The organism is Brevibacillus laterosporus DSM 25 (assembly GCF_002706795.1).
Taxonomy (GTDB): domain Bacteria; phylum Bacillota; class Bacilli; order Brevibacillales; family Brevibacillaceae; genus Brevibacillus_B; species Brevibacillus_B laterosporus.
Genome location: NZ_CP017705.1, coordinates 3934129 through 3948133 on the forward strand (window position 1 = coordinate 3934129; position 14005 = coordinate 3948133).

The following is a 14005-nucleotide window of genomic DNA, read 5'->3' on the forward strand; positions in this document are numbered from 1 at the left end:
GAAAAAGGGAGTGAATGTAAGTGAAGCAAGATATCATAGAGCGGTTTACAAGATATGTAAAGATTGATACACAGTCCAATGCACAAAGCCAGACAGTTCCGTCAACACCAGGACAGTTAGAGTTGGGTAATTTGCTAGTCGAAGAATTAAAGGCGATGGGACTCTCGGAAGTTACAATCGATGCAAATGGATATGTAATGGCGACACTCCCTGCAAATACGGATAAGCAAGTTCCAGTGATCGGTTTTTTATCCCATTTAGATACGGCTACGGATTTTACAGGTAAAAATGTCAATCCGCAAGTCCACGAAAATTTTGACGGAAAAGCTATTACATTAAATAAAGAACTTGGCGTTGTTCTAACACCAGAATTATTCCCAGAGCTACCGTCCTACAAAGGTCATACATTGATTACTACCGATGGGACAACATTGCTCGGAGCAGATGATAAAGCTGGAATTACTGAGATTATGACAGCGATGGATTACTTACTAAAGCATCCAGAAATCAAGCATGGAAAAATTAGAGTAGCATTCACTCCTGATGAAGAAATCAGTAGAGGACCAGCTCATTTTGATGTAGCTGCTTTCGGCGCGAAATTTGCCTACACGATGGATGGAGGGCCTCTAGGTGGATTGGAGTATGAAAGCTTTAATGCCGCAGAACTCAAGCTCACCTTTAAGGGGATTAGCACGCATCCTGGAACGGCCAAGAATAAAATGCTTAACGCAAGTAAGCTAGCAATGGAATTCCATGCACAACTACCTGTAGATGAGGCACCAGAGTATACAGATGGCTATGAAGGCTTTTACCACCTTAGCTCCATAAATGGCGATGTTGAACAAAGCAAATCTCAATATATTATTAGAGATTTTGATAAAGACAACTTTAACAGCAGAAAAGAGAAAGCAGCAAGCATCGTGAAACAGATGCAGGAGAAATACGGAGCAGAAAATATCATTATGGAGATGAATGATCAATACTACAACATGCGTGATAAAATTGAACCGGTTAAGGAAGTTGTTGATATTGCTTATGAAGCGATGAAAAACCTCGGAATCGAGCCAGTAATCAGCCCGATCCGAGGTGGTACGGATGGTTCTCAATTATCGTATATGGGTCTGCCAACACCTAATATTTTTACTGGCGGGGAAAACTATCACGGAAAATTTGAATACGCTTCTGTAGATATTATGGAAAAAGCTGTTCATGTTATTGTCGAGATAGCCCGGGTGTTTGAAGAAAAAGCATGATGATAGTCAGCTAAAATGAAAGCAAATCCCCTTAGTGTCAACAACTAATGAAGTTCCATGCAAGCATGGATTCGTTGATGTTGAGCAAAGGGGATATTTTTATAAATAAGTACTACATAATCTCAATAATCCCATAAAAATAACGCCGAAAATGACAGTAATCGCCAGACTTTTCGTCCGCAATGCTAATAATAAGGTAGGAACGATCGCTATGAGTGTTAGCCAATTCACTGCGATTGAATGACTGGTTTTCACAATGACACTCTCTACAACTAAGGCTGTGAGAATACAAATAGGTATAAAAGAAAGCCATTTCAGTACAGGTGCAGGCAATTGTAAATTACGAACCACTAAAAATGGCAAAATACGTGGAAGGAATGTCACTAATGTACATCCTAAAATCAGAAGGAGAATTGATTGATTAAGGCTCATTTATCTGTCACCACCCCAATAGTAGCTACAATGACCGTTGCTAAAATAACTGCAACGTGCGAAGGTACAATAAAGGATAAAACTAGCATAGCTATGATCATATAAAGAATTAGACAGAGAGAATGCTTTAGTTTTGAAGGCTGCATAGATTGCAACTGCAAGACCAGTAAGGCAACAAACATTGCTGTTAAAGCAAAATCTAATCCGAATATCGTTGGATTCGGAATCCATTTCCCAAGAATAGCTCCTAGCATACACGAAAAGATCCAAATGATATATGCAGTAAGATTTAGACCATTCATCCAGCGATCATTAATCTGTTCTCCCTTTGTAATTTTATTGATGGCAACACCGAAGGATTCATCGGTAACCAGTGCACCAATACCAATGTTTTTTAATAAAGAATATTTTGTAAAATAAGGAGCGAGAGTTGCGCTTAGTAAAAAGTTACGTAGGTTTACAATAAAAGTTGTTACAATAATTGCTGATGAGGGACTGTTTGTTGCTAATAGGGCACAAATGATAAATTGAGCCGACCCTGCATACACCAAAGCTGATAGTAAAGTAATTTCTAAGATGCTCAAGTGAGAAGATACACCTATCACACCAGCTGCTACTCCAATACTAATGTATCCCAACAAAGTAGGGATACAATCTTTGACACCTTGCAGGAATGTAGGGGCATTTGCTTCCTCCATCCTTGATTCTTTTCCTATATTCATTTCCAGTGTGACCACCCTCTGCTGTTTAGTTTATTTTTACATATGGGATTATTCTTACGACTTTTAAAAATATAGAAAGAACATTTTGTCTTTGTTAAAAAGTACATTTTATCAAGCATATTTGATATTAGCAACTATTATATAGACATAGGAACCTATCACTAGAACCGGTATGTAGTATTTTCACCAATTCTATGGTATAAAAAGTGATGTTAAATCCGATAGATAATTTATATACGATTGCTACGTAGATAAGCAGGTGAATCAAATGAAGGCCAGACAAATAGATATCTTGCGTATTCTATTAACTCAATCCGATCAGCATGTATTGGTACAAGAGATTGCAGAAACGGTAGGCTGCTCGGAAAAAACCATTCGTAATGATTTTAGAAGTATTCAGGACTATCTTAAAGAACATTCACATGCCACCTTAATTCGAAAACCAGGATTAGGTGTTTTCTTAGAGATAGAGGAGCATGAAAAAGCAAGCTTATTTCACAAATTACACATGGTGAATCATCCAATCAAATATGTATCTGATGAAAAAATGATTCTTGAAATAGCTTATCAGTTAGTAATGAACGTAAAGCCAATATCAGCTCAGGACCTTGCCTCCAAATACTTTGTCAACAAATCGGTCATCAAAAAAAGTTTGGATAAAATAGAAAACTGGTTAAACGTTTGGGGGCTAACCTTGGTTTCTAAGCAAAAAGTAGGTCTTATAATCGAAGGTAACGAAAAGGATAAAAGAACCGCGTTAGCTCGGTTATCACAGTTGACCAATAATTCTCAGCTTAGTGATTCATTTATTAAGGAGCAATTTTCATCGCATGAGGTTGAAATTGTCAAGAATGAATTGAAACAGCTACAAAAGCGGCATTCCTTCTTTTTTACGGATGAAACGCTTGAAGGATTAATTGTACATGCTCTTTTGATGATTAGGCGAACGAAGCTTAAACAGCCTATTACTCTCTCGGAAAAAGAAAAAACACTTCTACAAGATAAAAAAGAATATGAATGGACCGCTGAATTACTTAAACAACTGGAATCTATTTTTGCAGTAAAGTTTCCACAAGCTGAAATAACTTATTTGGCCTTACACATTCTGGGCGGTAAATTTCGTTATCAACAAAAGAATGAACCATTGAAAATCGATGATTTTACTGAAGATAACCCTGTTCTTTCTCAGCTTTTATCACTATTAATTAAGCGAATGTCTGAGTTTAATATGATTGAATTTGTGAATGATCAAACCTTAATAGACGGTTTGAAGGTTCATTTATATACAACTTTAAATCGCCTTAATTACGGGCTTTCTGTACCGAATCCGATGCTAAGTGATATAAAAAGAATGTATCCATATATGTTTGATATGGTGCTTTGTGTACTAGAAGAAGTATACCAATCGCTTTCTCTTTCCATACCTGAGGAGGAAGCAGCTTATCTTGTTTTACATTTCCAAGCGTCAATTGAACGATTTCATAGCAATCGAGAAAAAACGAAGGATGTTGTCATCGTTTGCCATATGGGAATTGGAATGTCGCAACTCTTGCGAACAAAGCTCGAACGGAAATTTATTTCCATTCATATTATAGCGTGTCTAGCCAAAGCTGACGTAAAAGAGTATCTTGCCACCAATGACGTAGACTTTATTATATCTACCGTTCCACTGCCTGAAATAAATATTCCATATATTGTTATTTCTCCTTTATTAGAAGTAACGGAAGAAAAAAGACTGGAGAATTTTATAAAACATCTGAATGAACCTATGCAAAAAGCACCAAAAGAATCTGTGCTTTTGAAGTTCACAACCCCTTTTTTAGTTTTTTTACATCAGGATATCGAGCATCGTTATGAATTGATTGAAATGCTTGCAACTGTCTTACATGAAAAAGGATTTGTGGAAAAGGAATATACCCATAATGCAATTACCCGGGAAAGAATGTCGTCGACTAATATTGGCGCAGGCGTTGCTATTCCACATGGCAATCCAAGACTGATTAGACATTCGGCCATTGCTATTGCTACATTAAAAGAGCCAATTGAGTGGGGAGCGGAGAAGGTGTCACTCGTATTTATGCTGGCAGTAAAGAATGACAATCAAGAAGATACAAGACAGCTATTCCATGAATTATCATTTATCAGTGAGCAACCTGCTTTTATCCAAACCCTCATGAAGGAAACGGATACCATGCAATTTCTGTCTCATCTCCACCACAAAAAATAACCCCCCCATCTTGCTTTGCCTATTTCAAGGGAGATAAAATCCATTTTTCCGGAATCTACGGAAAAAAACTAAACTTTTGTCTGAAAGATCTCGCAGTATAGTATGTGTAAGCGATTTCGAAATAGATAAAGGGGGATTAGTGATGAAACTCTTAGCAATTACTTCATGTCCTAATGGAATTGCCCATACGTATATGGCGGCAGAAAATCTACAAAAAGCTGCTGATAAATTAGGTGTCCAAATGAAAGTTGAAACGCAGGGCTCGATTGGAGTAGAAAATAAACTTACGGAACAGGATATACGTGAAGCGGATGCTATTATAATAGCAGCTGATAAAACAGTCGACAAAGATCGCTTCATTGGGAAAAAAGTATTACTTGTTGGAGTTCAGGATGGTATTCGTAAACCCGAAGAGCTAATCAACTTAGTATCAAGTGGAGAGGTACCTGTCTATCAGGCTCAATCAAATGTGGTAGAGAACAAGAATAGTGAGAAAGCTGATAAACAAAATTCATTTTATCGTCATTTGATGAGTGGTGTATCTTACATGGTCCCATTCATTGTTATCGGTGGATTATTGATCGCGATTGCTTTAACACTTGGAGGAGAAAAAACACCTGGTGGTTTGGTTATTCCAGATGCTTCATTCTGGAAGACAATTGAAAAGCTTGGTGCCGCTTCATTCACTTTCATGGTTCCCATCCTTTCCGGTTTCATTGCTTTTAGTATTGCTGATAGACCAGGTCTTGCTCCTGGTATGATTGGTGGATTAATTGCAGCGAATGGTAGCTTTTATGGAAGTGCAGCTGGTGCCGGTTTTATCGGTGGTATTATCGCAGGCTTTTTAGCTGGTTACGTAGCATTAGGCATTAAGAGCATCAAAGTTCCAAAAGCAATTCAGCCTATTATGCCAATCATTATCATTCCAGTATTTGCTTCCCTTATTGTAGGTCTGGTGTTTGTTTATGTAATAGGATCACCTATCGCACAGATTTTTGAGTCTTTAACAGCATGGTTATCAGGTATGCAAGGTACAAGCTCGATTCTCTTAGCCATTATCCTAGGTGCTATGATTTCCTTTGATATGGGTGGTCCAGTTAATAAAGTTGCTTTCTTGTTCGGTTCTGCCATGATTGCAGAGGGCAACTACGATATTATGGGAGCGGTTGCAGTCGCTATCTGTATTCCTCCGATTGGTATGGGTCTAGCTACTTTTATTGGTAAGAAGAAATATCACGATACAGAACGAGAAGCAGGGAAAGCAACATTTACAATGGGGTTATTTGGAATTACAGAAGGAGCTATTCCGTTCGCGGCTCAGGACCCATTCCGTGTTATCCCAAGTATCATGATCGGTTCAATCGTAGGTTCGGTAATTGCAATGGTGGGACATGTTGGAGATAAAGTAGCACATGGTGGACCAATTGTTGCTGTTCTTGGTGCTGTTGATAATGTGTTAATGTTCTTCATCGCAGTTATTGTGGGTGCAATTGTAACAGCTGTATTGGTCAATCTCTTAAAAAAAGATATACAAAAAGTAAATGTTGCTACTACACAAGCAGTAGAAGAATCCATAGCTCAGCAAAGCTTGCCAAAGGAAGAAACAAAAGTAGCACCTATGGAAATCAAAAAATTAACTGACATTACCAGCTTAGAATTAATAGATGTAGACGTAGCAGGATCAACACGTGATGAGGTCATTGATGAAATGATTCAAAAATTAGATCGTGCAGGAACAATTCGTTCCACATCAGAATTCAAGCAAGCGATACTCAGTCGTGAACAAGAAAGTTCCACAGGAATTGGTATGAACATTGCTATTCCTCATGGAAAATCAGATACCGTCCAAAAAACAAGTGTGGTGTTTGGACTTAAACGAGACGGAGTAGACTGGAAAAGTCTTGATGGTACAGATGCAAAACTGATTTTTATGATCGCTGTTCCAAAAGAGAGCGAAGGAAATGAACACTTAAAAATTCTTCAAATGCTTTCTCGAAAGCTCATGGACGAGGGCTTTAGAGAACAACTATTGTCTATTAAAACAAAGGAAGAAGCATATCAACTATTAGCGTCTATCGAATAAATAAGATAAAAAAGTTATTCTACCTCAGGCTTGCTACACGGTGCTATCGTTCTTCAATACGAGCTGGCTATATCTGGGGCAACTCCGGAGTTAACTCCTGTTGGAGCATACATGTAAGTTAAAACCATAGGAAAAGCACCTTTAGAATCGTTAATGGATCTGCTTCTAAAGGTGCTTTTACATGCTCCATAAATGATAAAAATCAGTAATATACAGATTACTTGAAAATGTCTATCTCCTATACTGTTTACGCATAGATAAAACAATCCCAATCAATAACATGTTGGAAAGGAGAGAACTACCACCATAAGATAAGAACGGTAAGGCTATTCCCTTTACTGGCATTAATCCAATGGTCATTCCAATGTTTTGAAAGGTTTGAAAGGTGAGAACAGCTACAATTCCTGAGCATATGCAGGCGCAAAATATATCATTTGATTCATTACCAATTTTTATCACACGATACATAAGAATAAAGAAGAGTGAAACAATCAGTACTGCAATTAGATACCCGCCTTCTTCCCCAATCGTAGCAAAAATAAAATCAGAATGCTTTTCAGGAATATAAACATTTCCTTGTCCAATGCCTTTTCCTTCCAAGCCTCCAGAACCAATTGCTAACAGACTCTGCATGGATTGATAGCCTTCATCCTTAAAGGTAGAAGGATCAAGCCAACCCAGGATTCTTTGCTGTCTATGGCCACTAAAGAGCGAGAGGACATAGGTTCTGAATACATCAGGGAGTTCAAAGTACAAATACAGCAAAAAGGATACCAACAAGGCTGGAATTAATGAGAGTGCTAGGATTAATTTTGTTTGTAGCTGGGAAATGAACAAAATTGCTACTATGGAAATTACGTATAAAATAACCATACCGGTATCTGGCTGGGTATATACTAAAAAGGAAGGAAGCAGGGTTATTCCTAGTAATTTAGCAATTAATAATAGATCGCTTCCAATTGTTTTAAAGGTATGTTTTTTTTGATGCTCCATTACCAAATGGCTAGCTAACAGAATAATAGCAACCTTTAAGAATTCTGATGGTTGAACGGAGCCTATTCCTGGTAGGGTAAACCATCGCTTTGCCCCATTAAGGATAGGTGCAATTTTTTCTGGAGCGAATTTAAGAACAATAATACCTAGCAGACAAAAAACATAAAAAACCCAAGACAATTTTTTAATCTGTTCAATGTCTAAAATAGAAATGTAGAGCATGAGAGCAAAACCAATTACATAGTAAATGGTTTGTTTTCCTACAAAGTTTGTTTGTCCGTATTGACCGGTTTGTTGACTGCTATAAATAAAGAGAAGGCTAGTAGCGAGAAAAATAGCTAGAATTACCATGATGAGCCAATCTAATTTTTTCAGATGTTTGAAAATCATATTCATGTAAGAGTCCTCTGGTTTCAAATAAGTATAAGCCCTGGATCAATCTACGTGTTACGACTTAGGCTTATATTATACTACGAATAATGTAGTCGTGAGGTAACAATATATTAAAACAATCCTGGAAAAAAATTGTCCCATATGACTAGAATCGAAACAGACAACAGGTACCATGATGAAATAAATAGCTATTTTTTTATAAAAAAGGCACTTGCAAATGGTAGCTTCGCAAGTGCCTTTCTCTTATTTAAAAATAACTACGCTAGAGGTTGCTTCATCCCAAGCCAGGTTAAAACGTAAATTGTCCGTAATCGTACGGATTGGTAGCATTGGGACGTTGTTTTTCAATTGAACCGCATCTGTCATGGTGTAGTTTTTACCATTAATGGAAACAACCTTTGATCCAACTTTAAATACCAGGGTTGTGTTTCCACTTTTAACGGTAGCACTTGTTTTTGTATAGGATGTGCTTACTTTCAACCCATCACGAACGAAAGTAGCAGGCACCATTGTGTTACCATTCACAGTTAGTGGTGCTACAGCTAATGGGAAGGTTTTACCTTGTGCTTTATAGGAAGCAGTGCCAACTTTGAAGCTGACCCCATTTTGTGCACCTACCATTACTTGACGAATGAACAGTGGATTTCTTTCCTCTGATGTATAAACACCAATATTGTAAACATTGGATGCTGCTGGTGTTTGGATTTTAGCATTTTCGTTGATTGTTACACTTACTGCTTGACCTGCAGGAAGAGCAAGTGATGGATAGATAACTAGATTCTGACCACGAGTGCCTACAAAGCTAGGATATGCACCATTTACTGTCACAGCATTGGTTGGAATGGTAGTAGGTACACGGAAAGTAGTTGGCATCGCTACTTCAATGTAATCATTAGTACTGAGTCCAACCCCCAACGCTTTAATTCCAACTGTCATACCTGAAATCGCATTTGGATTCGGCTTACTCAATTTTACCGTAGCAGCGCTGTTATTCACTGGCACTGGGGTTGGAGTTGGATTAGTCGGATATGTTGGGTTAGTTGGGTTCGTAGGTGTTACGGAAGTACCTGAAACAGTAAAGGATTTTGAACGATAGGTAACATCATTATGCTTAACAGCCAAGTCATAGCTACCTGATGTTGTTGGGTTCTTAATAAAGGCTTCCATTTTTACATCGACACGAATTTTATCAGTGCTAGAGAAATTACTTGGTGTTCTTAGAGAAACGGTACGTCCAGATACATTTGCAGTGCTGACTTGTGTACCATTAATTGTTACTGATGAAGCAGAAATATAACCAGGCACCATATCTTGGGACGGGAATTCGATATAAATATCATTTCCGTATCTTAGTTCTTCTTTTAATCTCAATTCCATAGAGACGCTTGTACGTGCGCCAACCGAGCTATCTGAGAGCGAAACACTATAGTCGCTGTTAACAGAAGAAGAGCCTTTCTTTACATCAAATTCTTTTGATGTATATGTGGTGCTTTTATACTCAACTTCGATTTTATAGGAAGAGCTGGATGATGGTGTTTTAAAGCCAGCTCCTTTTTTAAATGAGATCTCAAGTTTTTTCTCATCATTATCTTTGGAGCTCGGTTTAATTTTTACCGTTTTACCAGAGACGCTGACATCTTTAGGAGTGTGACCGTTAATTTCTACATCGTCCGTGCTGAGTCTGCTTGGAACCATGCCAGACTCAGGGAAAATAACCTCAATATATTTTGAATCATCCAATTTGTCTTCTAAAGTAAATTTAGAGAGTTCAATAGAGGTTTTCTCATCTGAGTAGCTACTGCCTAAAGACACAGAGAAGGCATTTTTTTCAGAGCCACTTTTACTAGAGGAGCCTTTTGTGATCTCGATTTTTTCATCATCATCACTGTCGCCATCATCAACGGAGATTTTGTAATCGTCGGCTTTATCAGGGTTGATGACATCTTTAATGATAATTTTGACATCATCACCTTTACCGATATTTTTGCTTAGTTTAATTGTAACTTTGCCTTTTTTAACAGTAACATCTTTTGGATCTTTACCATTTACTTCAACAGAATCAGTTTCTACTTTGCTCAAGTCAAAGTCAGAATCAAAATCTACTTCAATCTCACTTGTTTTTTTGTCTGATTCAAACTTTATCGTATAAGTAGTTTTCTCACCTGCTTTGGTGCTCTTGGCGTCGATACTTAAATCTGATGCAGCATAAGCACCTTGTGGCACAGAGAGTAGGGGTGTGATTGCCAGAGTTGTGGCTAGCAGTAAGAATGCGCTTTTCTTCATTTGTTTCCTCATTGTTTTCCTCCTGAATATCCTTAAATTTTGCCTGTAGACAGCAACCTACTCCCTCTTTAAGCCAAAAAACAGGGCAAAACAGGGGAAGTCGTTGATAACCCCAAAGCATATTTTTGGTAATCGTAAATAGAGACGTTGGAGAAGGGAATAAGTTACACAGAAATTCAGATAAAATAGCCATTTTCTTGCTCAAATGTGTTCCTTCATTAGTAAGGAGCTAGATTTACACCTTTTACCAAATGGCAAAATTTAATATAGACATCTTTTTAATAGAAAGTTAAAATGTGCAATGAAGAAAATGATTGATAATAGTTATCAAAATTATGAGTTTCTGATGAAAAGACCTGGCTTACATATTGGAGGATGAACATGCTATATATCAAACAACGAGGCTTCATGCCGATTATAGTTATGCTACTACTAGCTATGATGGTTAGTGCTTGTAATACCACATCAAAGACAGTGTCACAGCTTAATAACGAGGGCAAATCATCTGCCGAAAAGAAGACGAAGGTGTTTAGGGATGCTACGGGTGAAATTGAAATTCCTATTCATCCAGAGCGTATCGTCAGCATTACGTTTTTGGGAGATTTGGCAGCGCTTGGTGTTAAACCAGTCGGGGCGGGCTCTATTGCATTAGAGAATTCTGTATTGCTATCTAAAGAGCTTGAGGGTGTAGAAAATGTAGGGGATGTATCGATTGAGAAAGTGATGCAGTTGAAACCCGATTTAATCATTGTACCAACCTATTTACCTACAGAAATTACGGGGCAGTTGAAGAAAATTGCCCCGACTGTTTCTTTACCTTCGGGAACACTTGAAGGTACGGATCCGATTGAGGAAGTTCGGACCTTTGGAGAGCTAGTAGGAAAAGAAGCGGAAGCTGAAGCATTTATTACTCGTTATAAGCAAAAAGCTGAAGCAGCTAAAGAAAAAGTAAAAAGTATAATTGGATCAAATGAAACAGTAGGAAGCTACTCGATCTGGGCCAAAAATTTCTGGGTGTGGCCAAAAACACGTGATGCTGGATACAATCTGATGGAAATGTTTGAATTAAAGCCAGTAGAAAAAGTAAAAAAAGAGATTTTTCCTACAGGTCAAGGGAAGGATATTTCCTTAGAGCTGTTGTCTGAATATGCTGCTGATCACATGTTTATTAGCGTATATGAGCCTGACGGTGGAGCAGAGCGGGCAAAAGAAATCATGAGTAGTCCAATCTGGAAAAATCTAGAGGCAGTAAAACATAATCATGTATACATGCTTGATTCTAAGAAGTTCTGGATGACAGATGGATTGAATTTGGAGAAACAGTTGGATATCATTGTTGATCTACTCGTAAATAAAAATAAAAAATAAGCAGAGAAAAGCCACTTTCCCTTGTCATATAGGGATCGAGTGGCTTTTTTGATAGGTGCTTTGTGGTGTTGTGTAAATACATACAATAATGTATTATATGTTAAACAGTACCTCAGTTTGTATAATACTGTTTTATGCAAGGTGGTGAAAGGATGAATATACAATTTAAAAAAGGTGTATTAGAACTTTGTGTGCTAGTTTTATTGGATAAAAAAGATCGTTATGGATATGAATTGGTACAAAAAATATCCAGTAGATTCGAGATTTCGGAAGGAGCAGTCTATCCCTTATTAAGAAGGCTGACAAATGAAGGGTATTTTACGACTTATTTGAAGGAATCTTCCGAAGGACCTCCCCGAAAATATTATCAAATTACGAGTCAAGGGCGAACGTATATGCAACAGTTGGTTGCAGAGTGGAGAATGTTTGCTACTAGTGTCAATATCATTATTGAGGAGGGCATGAGGAGTGAATAAAGATGCTTTTTTGCATGAATTAAAGATTAGTTTATCCAACATTTCCGCAGAAGAGCGAGAAGACATTTTGTACGATTATATAGAGCATTTTCAAATTGGTCTGGAAGAAGGAAAGAGTGAAAAAGAGATTATTGAAAAGCTGGGCTCTCCCAAAATGATTGCTAAAGAATTGCTGGTCACCTTCCATTTAGATAAGGCTCAGAGTCAACCTACACTAGGGAATTTATTCGGTGTCATCGTAGCTATGATTGGAGTAAGCTTTATGAACTTCGTCTTTGTATTGGGACCGAGTATCGTTATCCTAGGTTTCTTATTGGCAGGATGGGGAATTAGCCTGGCATTTATGATTTCACCAATTCTTGCTGTGCTTTCTGCCATTATGTTTGGTTTTTCTTCATCTCAATGGTTGCAAGTGTTTGCAGCCCTTACCTTATGCGGACTTGGAATTTTACTTATGAATGGTATGTATTATGCCACTATCTTTATGTATAAGCTGTTTATTCGCTATTTGAAAATGAATATTACGATCGTAAGGTCAAAACATGTAGCTTCTTAACAACATCTGGCTAGGGCAACTGTATAGAAGGTAAATAGGAGAGGATTCAGATGAGAAAATCAGCAATCATAGGCGTACTATTTATTGTTATAGGTGTTATCGGGTGTGTGGGATGGTTTTTATCTGGGGGGATTTTTGGACAGGAAACAGCAAATACAACCAGCAAAAAGACGATCGAGCACCCACAATTCAAACAAATTGTGGTGGATAGTGCTAGTGAGGATATCCATATTGTCTCAAGTAATGACAATCAAATAAAAATTCGTTTGGATGAGAAATCTGGATGGTTGAATACTAAGAATACAGAACTACAAGTAAGGGAGGAGAATGACAAGCTTCTGATTACGACAATACACCCCCAGAACTGGTTTACCATTGATTTTAGCATGAATGACAGAGGGCTAACCATCTCGCTTCCCAAACAAACGTGGGAGAAAATGAAGCTTAGTAGCACATCAGGTAATATTACGGTGGACGATGTGTTAACTAAGGAATTTGTAGCATCCAGTACATCTGGGGACATAGAGATTGAACGTCTTGAAAGCGAAAAGAATGATATTCAGGTTACGTCAGGAAATGTGGAAATTTCACGGCTTATAGCTACGCATTCTTCATTTGAATCTACATCAGGCGACGTGGAAGTAGAATTAGTAACTGGAGAGGTAAAAGCAAATAGTACCTCTGGAAATATTGCTCTGCACACAGCTGAAGTAACGAACGATCTAACATTGGAAGCATCTAGCGGAAACATTAAGGTAGTTACGAATAAACAGCCTACAGATACACGGTTTGTAGCAAAGACATCCTCTGGAGAGATTCAGACTGATATTGAAGGGTTCCGATTCAACAGTATCTCAAATGATAACGTAGAGGCAACGAATGGGAAAGAGGTTAAACGTACGGTGAGAATTGAAACGACTTCGGGAGATATAGCATTTAAGCAACAATAGAAAAAAAGGAACGATAAAGCTACACGATTAGGCTTAGAAGATAACCTATATTGTGTGAGACTTCTATCGTTTCTCTTTTTTTCAAATAAATGAAGGATTATCATAAACAAGTAGAGAGGTTATAGAAGTAATAAGTTTACAAAAAAGCAACGTAACGGTTCTCCCACGATGTTGTATAATAACAAGGAGGAGTTTTTAGTTCCATTTGGTTTTTGCTAAACGAGTAAATGTTTTCGAGATCCATGAGAGTTTTGCTTGGCGTCATAGGC

General features: G+C 37.8%; 11 protein-coding genes. 7 read left to right on the forward strand and 4 right to left on the reverse strand.

Annotated elements, in window-relative coordinates:
* The first annotated feature begins 20 nt into the window (after window positions 1-20).
* Complete coding sequence (gene pepT / locus BrL25_RS18755) at window positions 21-1253, forward strand: peptidase T (RefSeq protein WP_018672161.1); 1233 nt, start codon at window positions 21-23, stop codon at window positions 1251-1253.
* A gap of 99 nt (window positions 1254-1352) precedes the next feature.
* Here pepT and BrL25_RS18760 read toward each other — a convergent pair whose 3' ends face one another.
* A complete protein-coding gene (locus BrL25_RS18760) occupies window positions 1353-1685 on the reverse strand; it encodes an AzlD domain-containing protein (protein WP_018672162.1) in 333 nt (110 codons plus the stop codon).
* Entirely contained in the window at window positions 1682-2407 is a 726-nt protein-coding gene (locus BrL25_RS18765; RefSeq protein WP_018672163.1) for an AzlC family ABC transporter permease, read from the reverse strand. Before BrL25_RS18765 ends, BrL25_RS18760 begins: the two co-directional genes overlap by 4 nt.
* Before the next feature lie 268 nt (window positions 2408-2675).
* On the opposite strand from BrL25_RS18765, the gene BrL25_RS18770 reads away from it, so the two are divergent.
* Together BrL25_RS18770 and BrL25_RS18775 are read left to right on the forward strand one after the other, a co-directional pair.
* On the forward strand, window positions 2676-4634 hold the full coding sequence (locus BrL25_RS18770) for a BglG family transcription antiterminator (RefSeq protein WP_018672164.1): 1959 nt from the start codon (window positions 2676-2678) through the stop codon (window positions 4632-4634).
* A 142-nt stretch (window positions 4635-4776) separates the two neighbouring features.
* Entirely contained in the window at window positions 4777-6717 is a 1941-nt protein-coding gene (locus tag BrL25_RS18775) for a PTS fructose transporter subunit IIABC (protein WP_018672165.1), read from the forward strand.
* Between the two features lie 231 nt (window positions 6718-6948).
* On the opposite strand, the gene BrL25_RS18780 is transcribed toward BrL25_RS18775, so the two are convergent.
* Both BrL25_RS18780 and BrL25_RS18785 read right to left on the reverse strand, forming a co-directional pair.
* On the reverse strand, window positions 6949-8106 hold the full coding sequence (locus tag BrL25_RS18780) for an FtsW/RodA/SpoVE family cell cycle protein (RefSeq protein WP_018672166.1): 1158 nt from the start codon (window positions 8104-8106) through the stop codon (window positions 6949-6951).
* A 240-nt stretch (window positions 8107-8346) separates the two neighbouring features.
* Window positions 8347-10398 (reverse strand): stalk domain-containing protein, encoded by a 2052-nt coding sequence (locus BrL25_RS18785; RefSeq protein ID WP_018672167.1) that lies wholly within the window; start codon window positions 10396-10398, stop codon window positions 8347-8349.
* Window positions 10399-10767: 369 nt separating this feature from the next.
* On the opposite strand from BrL25_RS18785, the gene BrL25_RS18790 reads away from it, so the two are divergent.
* The 4 genes from BrL25_RS18790 (at window position 10768) to BrL25_RS18805 (ending at window position 13736) form a co-directional block, all read left to right on the forward strand.
* Entirely contained in the window at window positions 10768-11754 is a 987-nt protein-coding gene (locus tag BrL25_RS18790; protein ID WP_018672168.1) for an ABC transporter substrate-binding protein, read from the forward strand.
* A gap of 152 nt (window positions 11755-11906) precedes the next feature.
* Window positions 11907-12230 carry a PadR family transcriptional regulator gene (locus tag BrL25_RS18795; RefSeq protein WP_018672169.1) on the forward strand — a complete coding sequence of 108 codons (324 nt, stop codon included), beginning with the start codon at window positions 11907-11909 and terminating at the stop codon, window positions 12228-12230.
* Window positions 12223-12786 (forward strand): HAAS signaling domain-containing protein, encoded by a 564-nt coding sequence (locus tag BrL25_RS18800; RefSeq protein WP_018672170.1) that lies wholly within the window; start codon window positions 12223-12225, stop codon window positions 12784-12786. The genes BrL25_RS18795 and BrL25_RS18800 overlap by 8 nt, the downstream gene beginning before the upstream one ends.
* A 50-nt stretch (window positions 12787-12836) precedes the next feature.
* Entirely contained in the window at window positions 12837-13736 is a 900-nt protein-coding gene (locus tag BrL25_RS18805; RefSeq protein WP_018672171.1) for a DUF4097 family beta strand repeat-containing protein, read from the forward strand.
* Window positions 13737-14005 lie beyond the last annotated feature (269 nt).

Coding starts and splice junctions, on each gene's coding strand:
- BrL25_RS18770 (WP_018672164.1), top strand. CDS start 2,676: ATGAAGGCCAGACAAATAGATATCTTGCGTATTCTATTAACTCAATCC.
- BrL25_RS18795 (WP_018672169.1), top strand. CDS start 11,907: ATGAATATACAATTTAAAAAAGGTGTATTAGAACTTTGTGTGCTAGTT.
- BrL25_RS18785 (WP_018672167.1), bottom strand. CDS start 10,398: ATGAGGAAACAAATGAAGAAAAGCGCATTCTTACTGCTAGCCACAACT.
- BrL25_RS18780 (WP_018672166.1), bottom strand. CDS start 8,106: ATGAATATGATTTTCAAACATCTGAAAAAATTAGATTGGCTCATCATG.
- BrL25_RS18775 (WP_018672165.1), top strand. CDS start 4,777: ATGAAACTCTTAGCAATTACTTCATGTCCTAATGGAATTGCCCATACG.
- BrL25_RS18790 (WP_018672168.1), top strand. CDS start 10,768: ATGCTATATATCAAACAACGAGGCTTCATGCCGATTATAGTTATGCTA.
- BrL25_RS18760 (WP_018672162.1), bottom strand. CDS start 1,685: ATGAGCCTTAATCAATCAATTCTCCTTCTGATTTTAGGATGTACATTA.
- BrL25_RS18765 (WP_018672163.1), bottom strand. CDS start 2,407: ATGAATATAGGAAAAGAATCAAGGATGGAGGAAGCAAATGCCCCTACA.
- BrL25_RS18805 (WP_018672171.1), top strand. CDS start 12,837: ATGAGAAAATCAGCAATCATAGGCGTACTATTTATTGTTATAGGTGTT.